Annotated in this window: 12 protein-coding genes; 4 read left to right on the forward strand and 8 right to left on the reverse strand. The window is 36.1% G+C overall.

The annotated features are described in order from the left end of the window. Positions 1 to 422 precede the first annotated feature (422 nt). Entirely contained in the window at positions 423 to 2,552 is a 2,130-nt protein-coding gene (locus tag AC1DCY_RS22900; protein WP_477353784.1) for an S-layer homology domain-containing protein, read from the forward strand. Positions 2,553 to 2,797: 245 nt separating this feature from the next. Here the strand turns inward: AC1DCY_RS22900 and AC1DCY_RS22905 are convergent, their stop codons facing one another. From AC1DCY_RS22905 to AC1DCY_RS22920, 4 genes are all read right to left on the reverse strand, one after another. Then, complete coding sequence (locus AC1DCY_RS22905; RefSeq protein ID WP_477353786.1) at positions 2,798 to 4,711, reverse strand: N-acetylmuramoyl-L-alanine amidase; 1,914 nt, start codon at positions 4,709 to 4,711, stop codon at positions 2,798 to 2,800. A gap of 219 nt (positions 4,712 to 4,930) precedes the next feature. Further along, a complete protein-coding gene (locus AC1DCY_RS22910) occupies positions 4,931 to 5,842 on the reverse strand; it encodes a C40 family peptidase (RefSeq protein WP_477353788.1) in 912 nt (303 codons plus the stop codon). Positions 5,843 to 6,062: 220 nt separating this feature from the next. Next, a complete protein-coding gene (locus tag AC1DCY_RS22915) occupies positions 6,063 to 7,142 on the reverse strand; it encodes a CAP and S-layer homology domain-containing protein (protein WP_477353790.1) in 1,080 nt (359 codons plus the stop codon). Positions 7,143 to 7,398: 256 nt separating this feature from the next. Beyond that, positions 7,399 to 10,866 (reverse strand): hypothetical protein, encoded by a 3,468-nt coding sequence (locus AC1DCY_RS22920; protein ID WP_477353792.1) that lies wholly within the window; start codon positions 10,864 to 10,866, stop codon positions 7,399 to 7,401. 350 nt (positions 10,867 to 11,216) lie between these two features. Between AC1DCY_RS22920 and AC1DCY_RS22925 the strand changes: the two genes are divergently transcribed. Together AC1DCY_RS22925 and AC1DCY_RS22930 are read left to right on the forward strand one after the other, a co-directional pair. Further along, positions 11,217 to 11,894: a hypothetical protein gene (locus AC1DCY_RS22925; RefSeq protein WP_477353794.1), complete on the forward strand. Its 678-nt coding sequence runs from the start codon at positions 11,217 to 11,219 to the stop codon at positions 11,892 to 11,894. Beyond that, positions 11,894 to 13,150, forward strand: a complete 1,257-nt coding sequence (locus AC1DCY_RS22930) for an efflux RND transporter periplasmic adaptor subunit (protein ID WP_477353796.1) — start codon at positions 11,894 to 11,896, stop codon at positions 13,148 to 13,150. The genes AC1DCY_RS22925 and AC1DCY_RS22930 overlap by 1 nt, the downstream gene beginning before the upstream one ends. A gap of 96 nt (positions 13,151 to 13,246) precedes the next feature. On the opposite strand, the gene AC1DCY_RS22935 is transcribed toward AC1DCY_RS22930, so the two are convergent. The 4 genes from AC1DCY_RS22935 to AC1DCY_RS22950 all read right to left on the reverse strand — a co-directional run bounded on the left by AC1DCY_RS22935 (position 13,247) and on the right by AC1DCY_RS22950 (position 20,405). Continuing rightward, positions 13,247 to 13,450 carry a hypothetical protein gene (locus AC1DCY_RS22935; RefSeq protein ID WP_477353798.1) on the reverse strand — a complete coding sequence of 68 codons (204 nt, stop codon included), beginning with the start codon at positions 13,448 to 13,450 and terminating at the stop codon, positions 13,247 to 13,249. Positions 13,451 to 13,661: 211 nt separating this feature from the next. Beyond that, positions 13,662 to 16,157 (reverse strand): S-layer homology domain-containing protein, encoded by a 2,496-nt coding sequence (locus AC1DCY_RS22940; protein ID WP_477353800.1) that lies wholly within the window; start codon positions 16,155 to 16,157, stop codon positions 13,662 to 13,664. Between the two features lie 71 nt (positions 16,158 to 16,228). Continuing rightward, on the reverse strand, positions 16,229 to 18,121 hold the full coding sequence (locus tag AC1DCY_RS22945; protein ID WP_477353802.1) for a stalk domain-containing protein: 1,893 nt from the start codon (positions 18,119 to 18,121) through the stop codon (positions 16,229 to 16,231). A 397-nt stretch (positions 18,122 to 18,518) separates the two neighbouring features. After that, on the reverse strand, positions 18,519 to 20,405 hold the full coding sequence (locus tag AC1DCY_RS22950; RefSeq protein WP_477353804.1) for a stalk domain-containing protein: 1,887 nt from the start codon (positions 20,403 to 20,405) through the stop codon (positions 18,519 to 18,521). Between the two features lie 1,018 nt (positions 20,406 to 21,423). Here AC1DCY_RS22950 and AC1DCY_RS22955 point away from each other — a divergent pair. Next, the gene (locus tag AC1DCY_RS22955; protein WP_477353806.1) at positions 21,424 to 21,549 is read left to right on the forward strand and encodes a hypothetical protein; all 126 of its coding nucleotides are present in this window, start codon (positions 21,424 to 21,426) and stop codon (positions 21,547 to 21,549) included. Position 21,550 lies beyond the last annotated feature (1 nt).

Genomic DNA, 21,550 nt, shown 5'->3' on the forward strand with positions numbered 1-21,550 from the left:
TCTGAAATTGTCTTTTGTCCTTTGTAAAGAAGTCTTAGAACTGCTAATTTTTCATCTTTTGAGTGGTTACTTCGAGCCATAAAAAAATGCCCCCCTAGATAAACAGATTTTTATTTTTTAATCTGTCTACCTAAAGGGGAGCATATCAGCCTTTCGTGACTTAATATCGGTGAGAGGTTTTTTCTATTCGTGCAGACATATTTTTCAAAGTAGCAGCAATTATTTGTCATCGCAAACATGGATTCTTTACGCGCCTTCAACATTTGTTTTATAAAGTCTCTATCGATTTCCATAAACATAGCTCAAAAGTATAGTTAATGGTAAATTTATGTTGGTATATTTTATGTTAATTCTAACATTTGACCCTTATCTTAAATCTCCAACTTTGGTAAAATAATAGAAGCTTAGGAGGGTAAAAAAATATGAAAAAACTATCAATGATAACGGTGTTAATGGCACTTGTTAGCTTGCTCATTTGGCAACCCAACATGGCATATGCTGATGAGCTCTCAGGACATATGCATGAAAGTGGGCTACGCTATTTAATTTCCAAAGATGCATTAATGCAAGATGCAAATGGAAGCTATCGTCCAAATGACACTGTCACACGCGGTGAATTTGCTACTTACATAGCAAAGGCTTTAAACCTTGAGAAAAAAGATAATATTACTTTCACAGATGTCCCAGATACATATTTATTTGCAAAAGATATTAAGCTTGCTGCTACTGCTGGTATTATCACAGGTTATACGGATGGTTCATTTAAACCAGATGCACGTATTTCAAGAGAGCATATGGCAGTTATGCTAATTAGAGCTGTTGATTATCTAAAGATCCCTAAAGGTACATCATCCATTACTTTTAAGGATAATGCAGCTATTTTTAAAGACTTCCGCCAAGACATTGCTATCGGAGCACAATTAGGGCTTATTAAAGGTAGCTCCAATGGTTTATTTTTACCAAAAGATAACGCCACAATTGGCGAGGCATCTACATTTGTACTACGCTTGATACTTCTAGCTGACGATGTTAAAAATAATGGTGGTAATTCTAGTAATAATGGTAACAACGGAAATAATGGCAATAACGGCAATACAGGGAACAACGGCAACAACGGAAATAATGGCAATAACGGCAATACAGGGAACAACGGCAATACAGGGAACAACGGCAACAATGGTAACAATGGCAATACAGGGAACAACGGCAACAATGGTAACAATGGCAATACAGGGAACAACGGCAACAATGGCAATACAGACGGTGAAAATGGTAATGGCAACTCTACTAAGTTCATCGTCAAAGAGATTTCAAATGGTAATCTTGTTGGTGACCAAGCCTTCTCTAGCTTTGACGCTGCTGAAAAAGCTTTGTCAAAAAATACACTTGTCATTACGCTAAATGATAAGATTATGAAAATGTCATCAGGTTATGTTGTAACCAATAATTATGTAGCACTTAAATCTGAAACAATTAAAGACCAAATCGCTGTTGCTGCTAATACAGAAATGGAGTATTTAAGTAGTGATGCGACACAAGTAAAAGTTCGTTTAGCAGGTCATGTTGGGTATTTAAAACATGCCGATGTCACATTAATCCCATCTGCTTTAAGTAAGGGTCGTTCTTACTATACAAACGAGAATGGTGAGATTAAACATACTTTATATGATTATAAATCAAACAAATATTCATCTAGCTATGTGTATGGAAAAGCGCCAGACTTCATGAAGCAAGGCGAAAAATACTTTAGCTGGAATGGCATTAATTTCACAAATGCTAGTGGCTCTTCGAAAGGTGAAGCCTATAATTATTATCAATTTTTACCTGCACGTGCGAAAACTCAATATACAGCAGCGGAATTGGATAACTACATTTTGCAAAAGTTAGCTGAGGTTGAAAGTTCAGGGGCTAGTGTTTATAAGGATGCAACAAAGAAAAGTAAGTTAATCGGTCTAGGGAAAGTATTAAAAGACGTAGAAGAAAATTCTCACATTAATGCCATGCTTATTTTATCGCTTGCCCAGCATGAGAGTGCATATGGTATGAGTGACCATGCTCAAAACTACAACAACTTATTTGGTTTATATGTGTATGACACGAATCCACTAAATAAAAAGTTTGATAGTGTAGCAGCCAATATTAATGAACTTGTTGAAAAGTTCTTGCAGCCAAATTACATTACACCAGGTGGTCCCTACACGAATGGTGCAGTGGTTGGCTCTAAGGAAGTCGGTTTTAACGTTAAGTATGCATCTGATCCATTTTGGGGTGCTAAAATTGCCGGACACTACTACCGTGCCGAAAAAGCATTAGGCTCTAAAGATGCAAAAAATCCATACAAAATTGGCATTACGACAACAACTGGCCTAAATGTTCGTCCAGATGCATCAACAAGTCAAAGTCCGCTTTTCACATTTAACAAAAGTGGAATGCCAATTATTGTAACCGGAACAGATGCTAATGGTTGGTATCAGGTAATTTCTGATAAAATCCACCCGGATTCAGCCTACATCAGTAAAGACTATGTTAAAATCATTAATACCGTGAAGTAGCAATTAGAGGCTGTCTCCGATTATTTTCGGGACAGCCTTTTTCTTCGATATATGAAAATGAATGTGCAGGAAATCCGTGATCTGTATCGAAACCGATGGCAAATTGAATCATTCTTTAAATAGATGATAAAAACTACCTTCATTGCACGCCCTTATCCTGTTGGCTCTCTTTCTATTTCCTCAACAATAAAAAACTGCCCCAAAAGTGAGTTAATCACCTTTGGGACAGTTTCTCTGTTTATCAATTATTGTTTTTTGTAGTATTGCAAAATTCCATTATAAATAGAATCTGCAAATAAATTTACGTATTGATCATTTGTCATTTTATTGCGATCTTCATCATTTGTTAAAAAGCCAAGTTCCACTAAAATCGATGGAATGATCATATTACGAATTACGTAGTATTGCTGTTCTTTAACGCCACGATTTTTCATATTTAAATTGTTTACAATTTGATTATTTACAAATGTGGCTAAATCAATATCTTCCTGATACATATCTCCTGTTGAAATAGCATAATATGTTTCAGTACCCTGTGCGGAAGTATTAGCAGCAGAGTTTACATGCACACTCACGAAAATTTCACCATAGTTTGCACTCGTAAAGTCTACTCGATCTTGTAAGCTAGGATACGTATCACCTGTACGAGTCATGTATACTTTTGCGCCAGCATTTTCAAGCTTTTGCTTAACAAGTGTACTCACTTTTAATGTAATGTTCTTTTCAGAGTTAGAACCTAATACCGTGCCTGGATCCTTACCACCATGGCCTGGATCTAGGATAATAATACGATTTTGCAACGGTTTGCCATTTTGATTTAATAATTTTAAATAGGATTTATGAACATAACCAGTTTTACCATTATATTCTACATTTGCCCAATAACCTTTAATTTCGTTAACTTTAACAGAGTCTCCCTTGTTAAGTTTAAATAACACGGAAGAAGTTGTATTTGCTTCACTACGGACATTAAGGTTTCCAACAGTAGCTCGTCCTAAAACATCTCCTGAGGCTGTAGGTGGAGTCGGTGTTGGATTTGGATCTGGATCTGGTTGCGCTTCTGTATCTGTTGTGCTGTTCGCTACAATATAACCTGGTAAACCATTTACTTGCGTTAAATAATAACCACCAACAGTTTTGTAAACTGGTAATTTTTCATTACCTTTAATAGTTGAAATAACTTTTGACGACGAGGTTGCTTTAACATATAAGTTAATAGCGCCTTTAGTTGTCACTTCTTTTTCGACATTCCCTAATTCATTGCCATCTGCATCTAAAAATTGTGCATAATCTTTAAAAATATAAGCATATGCACCTTTATATGATACCTTCAGCCATTTGTCCTCAACTTGATATACTGATAGTTTTCCGCCTTTATTGACTTTGCCAACAATGTTAGCATCTGAAGAACTATCCTTCGTTTTGCGGATATTTAGACCATCTGTCGTCACTTGGACAAGTCCTATAACCTCTTTTGTGTCAGGTACAGATGTCCCTTTAACAGGTAGCTCTAAACGATATTTTTCATTTTTTGCACGTGCTACAAATAATGAAAAATGTGCACGTGTAACGGTATTGTTTGGTAAGTACTTATCACCAGTTCCATTTGTGATACCGTTATAGTAAATTGTATTTACATATTTAACGTAAGGGTGTGTAATACTTACGTCAGCAAATGGTGAATCTATATTTTCATATTCACTTGTGTCCAAGTTAAATGCCTTTGTTAATACATAACTCATTTCATCACGAGTTATAGGCTTTTTTGGTAAGAACTTGCCTTGTGTATTCGTTGAAAAGAATCCTAATTGTATGGCACGTTCGATATAGCCGGACATTTCAGTACCTGCTGTTACATCTGAAAAACTAGATTTGTTTACGACTAATGGTTTGTTCCCTGAGGCAACGACAACCATTTTAGCCACTTGTTCTCTTGTTACAGAGTCATTTGGGCCAAAAACTCTTTTCCCATTTACAAAATACCCTTGAATAACACCTAAATTTACTAAATAATTAATTTCTTCATAAGCTTCGTGATTTTTGGAGATATCTGTAAATGTTATATTTGTATCTGCCATTGCACTTTCACTATGTATAGTAAACATAGAAGCTGAAATTAATAAGACGCACAAAATAAGACTAATTTTTTTAAAGTTCAATGTCTTATTTCCTCCCTTCCTGTTCTCTTAACGTATTCATTTTAACAAAATTAACTAAACAAATCATCATACATTAGCACTGTTCAAGCCTCTTTTTCCAATCACATCCTTTTTCTTGAAATTATCATAAAAATAGAAGAGCTTGCAATTGCAAACTCTCCTCTAATTATAAGCTATTTAAAAGATCTTTTCTTGCAATCAAGGAAAATATATCTAAAGTTATTGTTGTAATCTTTCAATAAACACCTTTAGTTCTTTGATTTTTAATAATTCATCCATACCAAAGTGGCCATTGCCATCTCCATTTGTAACACCGTTAGATGCAAGGATAGAAATATATTGATTAGCCCAGCTATCTTTTGGTACATCACTAAATGTTACTTCTTGACTATCATTCTCAAGTCCGAAAGCTAACACTAATACTTTAGAAATTTGTGCACGTGTAATTGGTGATGACGGATTAAATTTACCATCAGCATCGCCTTCAAAGATACCTAATTTTGCAACAGCTGCAATAGCACCTGCACGCTCATGTGTTGGTTTTACATCGATAAAACCACTATTTTTGTCAGATGTATCTAAGTTTAAAGCTTTCGCAATTTGTGCAGCAACTTCCGCACGTGAAGCATATACTGTAAAATCAATTGCTGCTTGCTTTACTTCAGCTTGTTGTTCCTCATCAAATGTAGCAACACGTTTAGCACCTACGTAACGAGAACCCCAATAATATGGATCGTTTACATTCGAATAACTAACACCTTGATTAGTTTGTGAGTGGATCATTTTACCGTCACCTATGTATATAGATACATGTGAAATACCACTACCACTTGTATTGAAAAATAGTAAATCTCCTACTTGAAGATCACTTTTAGCAACTGCTGTTCCTTGTTGGTATTGTCCGCCTGACGTACGGTTTAATGTGATGCCTAAATCTGCAAATACTTTAGAAGTAAAGCCAGAGCAATCAAAACCGCTTGTTGTTGTCCCACCGTATTTATATGGAGTACCTAAATATTGAGAAGCTGTTTCAGTGACTTCCGATTTAGTCGCTGCTTCAGCTGAATCTATATGAGTTGTTGAAAATAACATGAAAGATGCAAAAATCGGTAATAACCATTTTTTATTCATACTTTTGTTATACCCCCTCTAAACTTTTTTGCCTATAAATAGACTATCATAAAAGGTGGTATTTTAATTTTTCAATTGTGTAACGATTTCAAAATAAATAAAAACGCTGATATACCAACGTTTCTTGGCATAATCAGCGTTAAAAATGGTAAAATTTATTGGCTATTTCTAACATCCGTAACACAAATGTAATATTAGCAACTCTTTGTTACATAACCAATTATTGACTCGAAAACATTTGAACCCAATAATAATTTCCTTTGCTATCCTGTGAAATTGCAACACCTGTATTTGTATAATGCTCCTTCATAATATTATCTCGATGATCAGGAGAAAGCATCCAAGCTTTTACAACTGCTTCGGGCGATTTGAAATATCTTGCAATATTCTCCCCAAAGCTCGTGTAGGAATAATCAAACAACGTCGCTAAATCCCAAGGGGCGCCATAATAAGGGGAAACATGCTCAAAATAATTACGTTTAACCATGTCCTGCGCTTTGATAATAGCGACTTGTGTCAGTTTAGAATCATAGACAACAGGCGCTAGGTTATTCTTTTCTCTTTCCTCATTGATTAACCGAATGACCTCTTTTGACCAAGCTGTCGAAAGATTTAGTGTTGGTATATAATCCTTTGATAAATAATCATAAGCTACGTCAAGCTGCTTTATTTTTTGCTGAAAATTTATGCTACGCTCAACAAAAACTGCTAATTGTGCCCGTGTCACTAATTTATCAGGTGCAAAATGCTTGGAATCTATTCCGCCAATAATTCCTATGTCTGTTAGTGATTCGATAAAGTCTTTTGCCCAGTGTGTTCGTTTAACATCGTCAAATTTACTTTTATTTTTATCATCCACTTTAAACTGATAAGCTAGTGCTAGCATTTTTGCAACTTCCATACGCTTTAAAGGCTCATTTGGATGAAAGGCATCACTATTTTGTATAACGCCTAATTCTACAAGTTTCCGAATTTCCTTGTAATATGGATGTGAAGTAGAAACATCTTTAAAGTGTAATGAAATCGAAGTATCTAAGTTTGTTTGAATAGACCGAGCAATTGCAGATGCAGCCTCTGCCCTTGTAATAGCTTGCTCAGGCTTAAATGTATTGTCTGTGTATGTAGTCATATATTGCTTCGATAGCATATGTTGAATCGACGAACTTGCCCAGTATGAACTAGACACATCAACAGCTTTGGAGGATGCCGCGTCTACCTTACTAATCCCAGATAAATTTCCAATAGTTGTAGCTTGTAAAACAATTGAAAGTACCAATATACTTATCACCCTTTTAAACATGGCTACCTCCTATATTTCTATTGTATAAATGAACACTCAAACATTGTAATAATACTCCCTATTACATACGATTTCTTCATTGATAAAGTTTCACTTTTTTTGGGAATTTCATAGGCTATAACTTTATAGATTTGTTTTATATAGTATAGAAGGAGTTTCCCAAAAATATGCATTGGGAAAACTCCTTCTATCTAATACTAATCAATTATGCCTCTGCATAAATGTAGCTGTCGCTACATAAAACACGCTGAAAGAATTAAATCATTTTTAGATATTCTTCTAGAATGCGATAGTTATATACTAAATCCTGCTGCTCCAGCGTAAGTGAGTTATAAAGTTTTTGAGCGGCTAACACCTTTTTCTCAAATGACGTGTTGTCTGGATCAATAACAGCAATAGCTTCAACTACTTTTCGAACAGCCTCTGCATCCTTTTCAGCTTTCTTTAATACATCCTCATTGATGACTTGCCCTTTTAATTTTGAATCTAAAGCTTTATAAGCTGCGACTGCATTCGCTACATCCTCTAAATACGTTGAAGAGGTTGGTGAGAGGCCAGCAATTAATTCAACGACTTTCTTTACATCGGCCATACTTTTCTCCGCTTCTAACAAGATCGAATAATTAGTAATCCTTTGCTTATCTGTCGTATTTAAGCTATCGTACTCTTTTCGTACTGCTTCAACCATACCAAAGTAAAACTTGTCCTTTGGATTTAAACTAGCAATGTTTTTATATACTTTTATTACGCTATCTAATGATAATAATAGGTCGTCATTATAGACGTATCGTCTTTGTTCAGCATTTAGCTTATCATAGGCTTTTAAGATCTTTTGATATTGACTATTCATGTCTTTGGCAGTAAGCAGTCTATCAATATCCTCCACAACACTAATGACAGGCTTCAGAAGCTTCTCTTGATCTTGTAACACTTTGTAATTTTGTACTGCTCTTTGTTGATCCTTTGGTAAAGCGTTATAAGCCGCACGAATTTCCTGAATACGTTTTACATACTGCTTCGGATCTACAGACGGTAAATCATTAATCATCTGCATAACATTTTCAGCACCTAAAATGCTTGTTTCTGCTGCTTGTAATAAGTGATAGTTTGTTACGTATTGCTTCATATCTGCCGCTAGCGCATCATAAAGCGAACGTGCACGAGATGTATCCTCAAGATATGTACTACTTGAAGATTTCAGTTTACTAATTAATTCAATAACCTTTGATAGTGGCTCATAGTTTTGTAGAATATCAATATTATTGACATATTTTTTCTGATCTTTATTTAAATTATCATACGCCTTACGCGCAGAATTGACCTTGCTGACAAAATTATTTGATTCTGGATCCAAGTTATTAATTTGCACCATCACATTTAAAATAGGTTTTACCACTTTTTCACGTTCTGTCAAATCTTTAATATTTGTCACTAATTTCTTTTGATTAGCAGTTAGCCCATCATACGCAACACGTGCATTCATAAGCTTTGTTAAATAGTCTGCATCCTGTTCTTTAGTTAAATCAATAAGCTCAACAACCTTATGCGCTACTCCTTGCTCATTTTCTGCCGCTACAAGTGCATCATAATTAATGATCACTCGTTGCTTCTCTTGAGGTAATGCATCATATATCTCACGAGCTGTTTTCATATCTTGGTAGAATGTCTTGCTTGATGGCTTTAATGTTGCAATGAGGCCAATCAATGAAGCCACATCTTCAACAGCAGTAAGATTCGCATAGTTCGTTACACGTTTTTGCGATACTGCATCCAGTGCATTATAAGCCTTACGCGCAGCGAGTACTTTTTTCGTATAATCCTTACTTGTTGGATTTAAGGCATCGATCATTTGAATAACCTTAATAACAGCTTTATTATTTTTTTCGTAGTTGGTTAAGGCTTTTGCCTGCTCCACTAGTTTCTTCGCATTTTTATCCATTGTTTTGTACTCTGCAGATAATGCAGCTACCTTCGCCACAAAAGTATCTGGATGTTCATTCGCTAATGCTAAGACACGATCATCAAATACCTTAGCTGTATCGATATAGCCCTGTGCTTTTGTTAATTCACCACTATTGACTACCTGAGATTTAAGGGCATCAGTTAATTTATTAAACGCGTCATTTGCTTTCGCCACATTGTCTTTATACGTCTTTTGGGATGGATTTAAAGCATTTATTTGCACAATCACTTCTGTTACAGCGACCTTATCTTTTAAATCCTTATGATTTCTGACATACCCTTGTTTTGTGTCGTCCAGCTTTGCGTAAGCTGTATAAGCAGATTTCGCCTTTGAAATATAGCTTTTAGATGTTGGATCTAACTTTTCAAATTGATCAATAACATTGACGACTGCCTTATGAGTTTTCTCTAAATCTGTTAGGATTTTAATGTTTGTCACACGACTTTTAGCTGCTGATGGAAGTGCATTATAGTCGGAGCGTGCTTTTAGCATATCAACTACTAGATTATTAGACGTACTTAATTTATCAATTTGACTAATAACGGCTGCTACTGTTGCTTCTTCATTCTCAAGAGCATTTAATTTGCTCTTAAGCTTGTCTTTAATTTCATTTAGCGCTGCTGTATCGCTACTATTCCCAGCATTTAATGCATCAACTTTAGTTTGTAACTCCACTATTTGTGCTTTGTAATCCTTCATAGATGAATTTAGTGCATTTACTTGTTTCGATACATCAGCGAATGAAAACAATAGCTCTAGTCTACTTTTATTTTTCACTAGTCCTTTTTCGTTGTCGCCAAGCTTGTCGTAAGCAGCCTGGGCAGCAAATGTTTTGCTTTCAAAAGTAGAAGATTTAGGATCTAAGCCATCGACTAATTTTTCCACGCTTTGCACTGCTTTATTAGCCGAAGATAAATTTGATAAGGCATCCGTATACTTTTTATAAGGTGTTACAGAATCGTTATTTGGATTATGGGCTACGACCACTTTCTTTTGATTCGCTGTTAGTGCATTATAAGCTGTCGTAACTTTTTCCAACGCTGTTGAAATAGCTGCATAGTCATTTGGATTTTGATTTAATACAGTTACTAAACCCTCTAGTTCTTTAGTGGCTGGTAATACCGCAGCTGCATCTGCCGTTAATGTAGGCAGCTTCGCAATATCTGCTCCTTTTGTTTTAAAGTAGGCATTGCGTGCAGCCTCATCATAGCCATATTGTAAAGATGTGCCACGAATAGTCGAAGCAATACTACTAGCTCCATTTGAAAGTGCTAAGTTGACAGCTGTTGCGAATTTTTTTTGAACACCTAGATATGAATTTGTTTCTGATTCACTGCCTAAAAATTTAACATATTCATTTTCTACAGTTGCAACATCATCTATAAATGTCTTACTTGTATAAGATACTCCATTAATGCTCGTCCCGATTTCTTTTACTTTGCTTAGAAGTTGGCGTTGCTCGACAACATAGTCATACTTCGCTTGAATAAATGCGATTTCCTCACTATTAAAATCTGTCGTACTTAGATTTGCCACATCACCTTTTGCAATAACCATTTCATCTGCTGTCGAATTCTCTGAAAGCTTGGCAAATTGTGCTATCGTTTGTTCTTTTGTCGTTGCGGCAGCTACCCCGTTAAAGTTGGTAACTTGCTCTGTTTGTGATACGCGAGACTGTGCATCATTTTCTTGCGCATTCGCTATAGTCGTAGGCACTAGTAATAGACTCGTTATGACTCCTGCCGTCAATTTTCGATTCAATCGAACCACCCTTTTCATTTTTTATGTATAGGAAAATGCTTGTGTTCATTTTCATTTCGAATCATTACTTTAGTATCGGTGTAATTCATATGATTTCAAGCCATTATTTACAATATTAAGAGCATCAAAAGTAATTTTTCATAATTACTAGCTAGAAATACAGGAAGTTTTTTCAATTATACTATACAATAGTTTTATATGAAGTTTTTCATCATTCGACATGTAGTTTCATAAAGTGTTTTTTCACAGAAATATTGGGGAAAATCAGCTATTTTTATATGTCAATATCGTTTAACAAGGTGTATACTACAACTTTGATATTTACTATTTTTGAAGAAAGGGAGCTGTATATGTTTTACCATTATAAATTTTGGCATAGCTTAAAAAATCCAACCTACTTTACTAAAATTGTAGAAGAAGGTGAGATTATTGGATACAAAAAACGTTCGTTGACGGTTTTCATCTTATTCATTCTGTTATTCACTGCACGTGAGTTTTGGGGGATGGGTACTGAAAATTTAACGACATTGTTCGCAATGGATTTACATAATGAATACTACGTGGCTCGTTTACTTTCGATGCTAGGTGCTATTTTGTGGGCTATTGTCTATTTTTGCTTCCATTATTACGGTGTTACCTACCTTTTACATCTTTTAACGGACATTCCCTATACATGGATTAAAAAGGTTCAATTATATGTTGTCACATTTTTATTAATCGAAAAAACAATATTATTTGCTGTTTTCTACGTAACTGGCTATACGACACTCTTTTCTTTCTTTTCTTTAGCACCCCTTGCAGTGCAGGTGATGAATACTGATTACGTCTTATTCACGCTCAATCAATTGACTGTGGCAACTTTGCTAACAATAGTTGTGCAGTTCACTTTCCTTTCTAAATGGGAGGAAGAGGCGAGTAGAAAAATATTATTAGTAAAAATTATTGGCATACAATTATTTATGGCCTTATTTGTTGGTATGATTAGTGTTTTACCAATTAAAGAATGGATTACTAGGGGGTTAGGATAATGGCATTTTTCAAATCAAAACCTTGGACAAGCTTGGCCATCGTGTTGACAATGCTATTAGTCAGCGTAAATGCTTATTTTGTCTATAAAGACGATAGCAAAATTACACGATCCTACTTTATCGATGAATTTCAAAGAGCCTATAAAGGTACAAATAAAGAGCGTGTCAATAAGGAAACAATTGTTGCACCAGCTGAAACATACACGATCACAGCCGATGCAACAAGCTTATCAGCGGTGAATGTAAAGCGTGGCCAAAAAGTAACACCTAATGATTTACTGGCTACCTATGAAACAGAAGAAGTTGATAATGAGTTAACAAAACTTGAGGCAGAACGTACAGCCTATGAAACCGAACTAAGTGATTTAGAAGATGCGCTCTCTCAAATAGAAAGTGATTATGGTGATTCGTCTGATCCGAAAAGTTCCGTTAATACGGACCAAATAAACGGCACATTATCTGTCACATTAAAATTGGAGCTAGGACAGCAAAGCTCACCATCGGCAGCAGTGGCCCTTTTGAATCGACATATTGCCGAGACAAATCGTCAAATTGCGCTAATGGATGCACAAATTGAACAAATACAATCTCGCCAAGGCGTGGTTAGCCCAGTGGACGGTGTTATTGCAGCTATTAAAGAGGAAGCTGGGACAGTCACATTTGAAATCTATTCTACTGAAAAAACGATGCTTGCCTATTTATCAGAGGATGAATGGCAAAAAGTGTCGGAAGGACAAACGGTTGATTTTAAAGTAAAACATTTGAAAGATTCCTTATCTGGCACTGTACTAGAAAAACAAATGATTGCTTCAAATGATTCTTCTATTTGGGGTAAAGAACTTGCAAAAACAACAGCCTTACCTCAACCAACGAATTATGAAGTAGTATTGCAACAAGATGATGCAATGGAGGACATTCCATTTTCGACAACCGGCAAAGCCTCCATTATTGTCAACGAAGCATCTGATTCTTACAAAGTAGATAAATCGTGGGTGCATGCTACTAAAAAGAAAGGTAAAAAATTATACATCGTTGGACAGGATGGAAAAATTGAGCTAAAGGATATTCATGTTGACTTTAAAACTGCACAGTCAGCTATTTTTACTGACAATTTAGATGAAGGAACACCTATGATATCCGATAAAGAACGTAATCTTTCAGCCTATTCTTTCCGTACAATGCCTGTCGAGAAAATCCAATGGAAACATTTCAAGGACTTAGATTGGAAACACTATATTAAATATATTGTTTTTTAACATACAACCAGTTTCATATCTTCTAAGATGTAAAAATCCGCTTCAATTTCTGTGAGCAATATAAGAGCAGCAACGGCTTGCTCTTCTCACAGAAATCTATGCGGATTTTTTCATTTGTGATGATAAAACGAAATAGTGACTTATTAAATAAAGTATGACTTTTCCGCAAAAGTAGAGGTTGATTTCCGTTCCGACTGGGCGCTTTGTTGCTGTCGCTACGCTTTCGCACAGAGCAGAGCTTCCTGGGGGCGTCCAGTCTTCACTCCAATCAACTACTCTACATGACATACGTTTTAACAAAATGTTATCCAACTTTTATGCTTTGTCGGAACACTTTTATGTTTTATCTCCCAACTTTTTATTTTTATCTACTAACTTTTTCGTTTTATCAACCAACTTTTTATTTTTATCGACATCCACCTGCCAAAGAGCAATAAAAGATTCACACACGAAACTATATAACAAAACCCTGTAGTTTCAATCCTACAGGGTTTTGTTTGAAGTGTTTTTATTATTTTAATGCTAAGCATCTATTCAAGAAGCTTGAGAATTGTGCACGCGTAATTTGTGTGTCTGGTCTGAATGTATTATCTGGGAAGCCGCTTGTTAAGTTATTTGCTACAAGCGCTTGGATATCGCTATACGCCCAATGCGTCGATTTAACATCTGTAAAGTTTACTTTACTTGTGCCTGTTAATTTATAAGCTCTTGTTAAAATCGCTGACATTTCAGCACGTGAAAGCTGTCCGTTAGGATTGAACTTCCCTACTTCTTGTCCTTTAATAATTCCAGCTTGCTCAACTGCAGCAATGGCACTGTATGCATAATGGTCCTTGCTGACATCTTTAAAGCTTGAATCCTTCGTTGTTGTTAAATTGAGAGCCCTTGCAATAATAGTAGCTGCCTCTGCACGCGTAATGGATGCTTCTGGTTTAAATGTTCCATTCGAGTATCCTTTAATAAGGGAGTTATTATTCAAACTTTGGATATCTGAAAAAGCCCAATGACCTTTCGTTACATCTGTATAGACTAATTCCTCATGGTTGTCTTGATACACAGCCTGTAATTGATCGAAATATAGTTGTCCTTTCTTTTGAAGAGAGGCTGTAGGCTGTGCAACGTATAGTCGTTCGAATTTCAATGGTAGTGTAACATCATTCGGGATATTCGCTGTGACATACTTCCAACCATTCCAGTCCATACCACCCTGGCTAGTGAAATCAATTGTCTGCTTTGCTCCTGAACCATCTACAAGCACCCCTCGAAGCCACTGCTTTCCAGCATCTCCAAACACCCAAACGCCTATGTTATTTGGTTTTCCAGTAATAGGTATCGGTGTTTTAGCTACCATATAAGCTGCTTTCGTATCTGTTCCTGAAGTAGTAAAATCATAATTTAACTTTAAACTAGCAGTTCCCTGTCTAGCATAATCTTTAGCATTTGTGATGGAAGCATTTGCTTTTGCAACTTCCACTGACCATGATGAAGCATTATCAAAGCTATCTAGTAAAATAGGTTTTTCTTGTGCTAGATCAACAACTTTCACAGTTGTGGACGTTCTCACACCATCATACTCACCGATAATTTTGCCTTCCCCTTTTTGCGTAGCTGTAAAGGTTGCACCGTCCATCTTACCGATATTGCCTTCAACCGTCCAGTTCATCTTAGATGGGTTGATTGTGATAGGATTTAGGTATTCATCGTAGGCACTAGTCACTTTCATGTCAACAGATGAACCTTTCATAACTTCGTTCACATTGTTTATCGTAATGGATTTTGCTTTGCCTGGTGGCGCTGTATTGACAACCTGTAAAATGGCTGATACCCGACGCTCACCACCATCTGAAGGGACGTTCACAAGGTTCGCAAAATAGCCGCCTGGATTTCGAACAACCATCGCTGTCGAGCCGCCTCCATCAAGGTTGATGGCCGAAGTAGCCCCCATTGAGATTAAATACGAAGCTAACTCTGTTAAATTAACACCATTACTATGACCAGTTAATCTACCATCTACTGTAACAACAAATACTTTTGTACCAGTAGCATCTACTGCCACCGCAGTACGAGGACTGCGAGCTGATGCAAATGAAGAATTCGTTGGCATAGAAATGTCTATCTTACCATTATTCACTAACATAGGCCCTGCAGCTAAAATAAATTGAGCATCCATCCATTTTTCATCAATAGATAGATTCACGTCAATGTTTGTACCTGCAGCAATTTGGCTTAGTTCAGTTGCCAGCTCTTTATTTTGTACCGAAATAACAAAGCCATCTGAAGGTACTGTTGAATTCCCTTCTGCACCGTACGCCGTTACCTTTGAAACCGTCCCTGAGAGACGATCTCCGAAATGTAATACTTTCATATCTTGACTAGCATTTGAGACAACAATTTCTACGCCCCAATTATTTGACCCTGTTGTTTTTTTATCAGGTGTGTATAATACTGTTTTATCCGTCTTTCTTTCACTATTAATAAGATCAATCGGATAACTTTTACCATTTACTTCAAAGGATAGATTAGTAGAATAATAGTCTGCTATCGCCTTCCCTGTTTTTGATAGACCAAAAGCAACAGGCTTTTGTGTTGGACTTTCAAATGTATCTCCCAAAATACCGTAGTTAATAATTTCATTCTTTTCCGCTAACAAGTTGGCGGGCATGCCATTTCCTAAGAAATATGAAGCATTGACAGCCCCAACAACACGATGTCCATCATATGTGTTTTGTTTTGCCATATTCGTCGTTGTTTGAAGTGAGTTAATAGGTTTCGGTACACCGACTTCAAGTTTTGTATATGTATTATTTAAATTAACATCTAAAACATTTACAAACTCACGAATATTATTAGAACTATAGGTTTGCTGTATGTGAGTTACTTGTGGCGATACTTCTTTCTTTTCTTCTTTTATTTTATTATCAAAAACGGCTGCATTTGCATAACTTGGGATTACTGATAGCATTAAAACGAAAAATACTACAACAATTGTTACTAGTTTTTTTGCCAATTTCTTCACTCCTAATCAAAAAGTATGGCACGAAGTCATGTTGTGAAACACATTCGTGCCAGGGACTTCATTTATTTTGTTCCTACATAAATAGCTACTGGAAGATTTACTCCGCCTGCATGCATGAATTCTAACTCAAGCTTTTCTGATGAACCCTGCATCACGTAATCCGGTAATTCAACATACTCTGTCCCTACTCTCAATGTAGGCACTAGATACACTTTGCCATTGACCTTTACTGCACCACTGTATATGCCGCCCCGACCAGCTAATTTAAGCTTGATCGTTTTGGTTGTTCCAGTTTGATTAACAAGTGGAATCGACACCTTGTAGTTCATTCCGAAATGACCAGGATTCCCTATTGCACCATTGATTTTTGAAAGTGAATTTTCTGTTGTTAAAAAATGGTCTGTACTACCATTTGAAATGTTATAACCTACTTCTGGTGAATCTACTGTATAAGCAGGAATATCTGCTAGAATAGTAGAGCTCGTCCAGGCACCTCGTGGATGCTTCGCAGATTCATCAATCGGAACAGGATCTGATAAAATGCTTGTTAAATTACTATTATTCTTTGTTAATACTGTGCGAATCGTATACTCTGGAGTCCCACCATTGACAGCTTTAATATCTAGATCATGTAAAAAACCAATGATATAATCACGGAGCAAATCATATGATTCGATCACCTTTGTTTCTCCTGGTGCGATGACAATCCCTTTACTACTAGATTTTTTAAGCTTATCATTTAACGTTGCATCAGCAATGGTTAAACCAATATCATGGCCAACCCAGCTATTTCCTGTTTGTTGGCTAGTCCCTTTGGAGTCGATTACTTCGATGCTTTCAGTACGAGAAGTATTTTGAACTGTAATACCGATTTGTACATCTGTCCCTAACGTATTGTAATGCCAGCCAAATACTCGATGTTTATTTGTAGCTGATGTTGCTTTCACTTGATATTGTGCAAGCGTAGCGTTAGATTTAGGAATCAGCTTGCTCGTTAACGTTTCTGGATTATCACTAATTAACAAATCACGATTTCCTTCTAAACGAGCAGAAGGAACAATCCCAGGCTTTGATGTAGCACCATAAGATTTTTCAAGGAAGGAGCTTGTATACATATATTGATAGACATAAAGATACAATTCTCTTTTATCTTCAATATAACGTAAATTCCCACCTAATGCGTTGACAACAAAACTAACAGGAATATACATCTTCCCATTTTGCATAAATGGTTTTTCTTCTATTGTCACAACTTCATCGTTTACTAGAACTTGGTTACTATTTTCCTTGAAAACAAAACTCATTCCCGCAATTTGCAATTCAAACGATTTATCAGGTAACAACGTGCCAGAAGAATCCTCTAAGTTTTCATATATATAATTAGCCGGAATATAGGATCTCGATTGCTTTACGATAATTGGATCCTCCATCACAATGCGGTCATTATTAATATGTAAAATGTATGGGTCCCCTTGAGGTTTCCCTGGTATCTCATCTGTTAAGGAAATATCAACAGTTTGTGTAGTAGGATTCCAGTTCACGTTACCACCAAAATTCTCACTGACGAAACGCAATGGCATATAAGTACGATCCTTATACATAAATGGTGCAACAACCATTGGCACCTTTTGTCCATCCACTAAGGCTGTCTTTGAACCTATTGTTAAATCAACCAACTTGCCATCTCGAATAGCTGACGCAGTAAGTGTTTCTTTCTTCCAATCCACACTGGCACCAACCGCTTCATACAAAGCTCTCATAGGTAAAAAAAGATAATCGGATTTATTTAAAATCGGATCAGACACTTTAAGAGTCTCGCCGTTGATATTAATAGTAACACTATTTTTGATGTGGATCCCATTGTCACTAGCAGCTGATGCAGAGGTTTGCCCAGGCAATATCGAAGCCAAAGCAACTGCGGTAATCATACATGTGGTCTTAAATTTACTAAACATCTCAAACTCCTTTTTCCATTATTAATCTATAGGATATCTTAACATGAAAAAAGTCCAAGACGTGGTATCATTATCGAAAAAAGCCGAATTAGGTACTGGCACCTAAACCCCATTCCTGCAAAAGATGCACGGAAATCTTAGGATTTTCCAAGACCCTATGAACTTCTTCTTTAAACTCTTGAATGTCTATTAATGCATTTCTTATAGTTTCCACCGAAAGAAACATAGAATTAATAATCATTCTAACTCGAAGCTCATCATAGAAACTAGCACTTATTACTTTAAAATGCCTTATACGTATGAAAAAAATAATCTTATAGCAGAAGACACTTACTAAAAAAAGTTAAAAGTATGGCACGAAACATGTTGTGAACAGGATTCGTGCCAGGGACTTCTTTTATTTTGTTTCTACATAAATAGCTACTGGAAGATTTACTCCACCTGCATGCATTAATTCTAACTCAAGCTTTTCTGATGAACCTTTCATCTTGTATTCAAATTCAACATATTCTGAGCTTGATCGCAACGAAGGCACTAAGTACACTTTGCCATTGAACTTCACTGCACCACTGTATAAGCCACCTCGACCAGTTAACTTAACCTTGATCGTTTTTGTCTTTCCTGAATCATTTACAAGTGGAATCGATACCTTATAGTTCATACCGAAGTGACCAGGATTCCCCAATGCACCATTGATTTGTGACAGAGAATTCTCTGTCGTTAGCAAGTGATCTGTTCTTCCATTTGAAAGGTTGTAACCTACCTCTGGTGTATCTACTGTATATTCCGGAAGATCTGCTAGAATAGTAGCACTTGGCCAAGCACCTCGTGGATGCTTCGCATATTCATCAATTGCCACAGCGTCCGTTTTGATCTTTGTTAAATCACTATTACTCTTCGTTAATACTGTTCGAATCATATAATCTGTACTTCCACCATTAACAGCTTGGATATCTATATCATGTAAAAATCCAATGACATAATCAGGGAACATCTCGAATGTTTCAATCACCTTTGTTTCTCCTGGTGCGATCACAATACCTGTACTATCAGATCTTTTTAGTTTTCCATTTAACGTTGCATCTGCAATCGATAACCCAATATCATGACCTACCCAGTTATTTCCAGACATTTGAGTAATACCTTTAGCACTGCTAACCTTAATACTTTCAGAGCTTGAAGTATTCTCGATCGTAATACCAATCTTTACTTCTGTTCCAAGTTTATTTAAATGCCAGCCAAATACTCGATGCTTATTTGTAGCTGATGTAGATTTAACTTGATATTGTGCAAGCGTAGCATTTGTTTTAGGTAATAGGTCGTGCGTTAAATTTTCAGGATTATCACTGACCATCAAATCACGATCTCCTTCTAAACGAGCAGAAGGAACAGGTTGAGGATATGATGTAGTACCAAAAGATTTTTCTAGGAAATCACTTGTATACATAGCGCGATAAATATAAATATACATTTCTCTTTTTTCGCTAATATAACGTAGGTTTCCTCCCAATGTATTGACAACAAAAGTAATAGGAACGTACATTTTCCCTTTTTGAATAAACGGCTGTTCTTCTATTGTTACAGATTCATTGTTGATCAAAACGTTATTACTACCATCCTTGAAGACAAGGCTCATGCCAGCAATTTGTAATTCAAATGATTTATCTGGCAGCCAATTACCTGCAGAATCATCTAAATAATCAGATAAATAATCCGCAGGAATATAGGATCGAGATTGTTTCGTAATAATTGGTTCTGACATTACAATACGCTTATTATTTACATGTAAGATATATGGATCTTCTTGAGGGATCTCTGCAGGATCATCTAATAAAATATTAACAGTTTGTGTATTAGGGTCCCAATTGACGTTTCCATCAAGGTTTTCAGTAACAAAGCGCAATGGCATGTATGTTCTATCCTTATACATGAATGGTGCAACATCCACTGAAACCTCATATCCATCTACTAAGGCTGTCATAGAATCAATTGTTAAATTAATAACCTTGCCATTGCGATTAGCTGTGGCAGTTTGTGTTTCATTGTTCCAGTCAACACTCGCACCAATCGCCTCATACAAAGCTCTCATTGGCAAAAGAAGAAAATCCGATTTATTTAAAATTGGATCATTGATTTGAATCGTTTCTCCATCGATATTAATCGTAACATTATTTCGTATCTGAATTCCTTTGTCACTAGCAGCTGACGCAGAAGTTTGTCCAGACAATATAAAAGCGAAAACAACAGTTGCAACAATGCATAAAGCTTTTAATTTGTTTAACATTCCTATCTCCTTTTTCTACATAAATTTTCTAATCACTATTTACCATCTTAACATGAAAAATGCCCAAAATGTGGCATTCTTATCGAAAAAAGTAGAAATAGGTACTGTAATCCTAGACCACATTCCTGCAAAAGCTCCATAGTGATTTAAGGGTTTTTCAAGCCCCTATGAACTTCGTATATTCATCTCTTAAATGTGTTCATTCTTCAGGGGAAACATTGAAAATTACTTTTAAGAACATTAGCTCATCAGCATAACGTGTGGTTGATTTCCGTTGAGACTGGGCGCTTCCCAGGGGGCGTCCAATGAGCAGTTTTGGTTCGTTGCAGGGTCTTATCTGTGACGCTGATTCCCGAGGAGTGGTCCAGTCTTCAATCCTATCAACTTATTAATATATCGACGTTTTAATAAATATCATTCCTATAATCCAGCTTAATTGTTTGTAGTGCTTGAAAGCTAAAGGGAAGTTATATACGAACCCTTTCATTCTTCGATATTAATACTAGTATAATGAGCAAGAAAAAACGATTACGGTTGGTAATGCTTCTTAAATTATCACATAGGTAAATGGCACCATCTAAATAGCACCATCACAGGAATATAATAATACTTGAGGAACACTTATATAATAAATACAATAAGCGTTAGAGAAAGGTTGGATACATAACTGAAGAATTAGACGAAATAATTACAAGGCTTAAGGAACTGCAAAAGAACTCACCACCTCTCACATGTCAAAGACAAATAAGAGTGATTAACAACCAACAGGAGAATTAGGCTTCAAGCCTCCTCAAAAGCGACTATCAAAGGTCCTTAATTAAACAACCCCTTTATGTGAACAAACAACAAACAAAAGTAAAAACAAGTACACACCCTACAGAGACTGAAGGGATAGTGTCGGTCGGTTTAAATCAGCGTTATTAACTGACAATCAATCTATTATTTACTAATATTCTTTCCAGGTAATTCACGATGTATATTAGTAGCCAAATTCAATTATGTTTAAAGGAGATTTAAAGTGATCAAAAAATTTACAACTAGACTTACTCTAGCTCTTATTTTATTAGTTATTAGTTTCGCATTTGCACCTTCTACAGAAGCTGCATCTGCTATTAAAGTAGAAATTGATGGTGACGATATATAAT

It is taken from the genome of Lysinibacillus sp. 10T31, from assembly GCF_056394365.1.

Bases quoted from the DNA above. Each gene is read 5' to 3' on its own strand.
- AC1DCY_RS22915 (WP_477353790.1), bottom strand. From the start codon at position 7,142: ATGTTTAAAAGGGTGATAAGTATATTGGTACTTTCAATTGTTTTACAA.
- AC1DCY_RS22945 (WP_477353802.1), bottom strand. From the start codon at position 18,121: ATGTTTAGTAAATTTAAGACCACATGTATGATTACCGCAGTTGCTTTG.
- AC1DCY_RS22950 (WP_477353804.1), bottom strand. From the start codon at position 20,405: ATGTTAAACAAATTAAAAGCTTTATGCATTGTTGCAACTGTTGTTTTC.
- AC1DCY_RS22925 (WP_477353794.1), top strand. From the start codon at position 11,217: ATGTTTTACCATTATAAATTTTGGCATAGCTTAAAAAATCCAACCTAC.
- AC1DCY_RS22910 (WP_477353788.1), bottom strand. From the start codon at position 5,842: ATGAATAAAAAATGGTTATTACCGATTTTTGCATCTTTCATGTTATTT.
- AC1DCY_RS22900 (WP_477353784.1), top strand. From the start codon at position 423: ATGAAAAAACTATCAATGATAACGGTGTTAATGGCACTTGTTAGCTTG.
- AC1DCY_RS22930 (WP_477353796.1), top strand. From the start codon at position 11,894: ATGGCATTTTTCAAATCAAAACCTTGGACAAGCTTGGCCATCGTGTTG.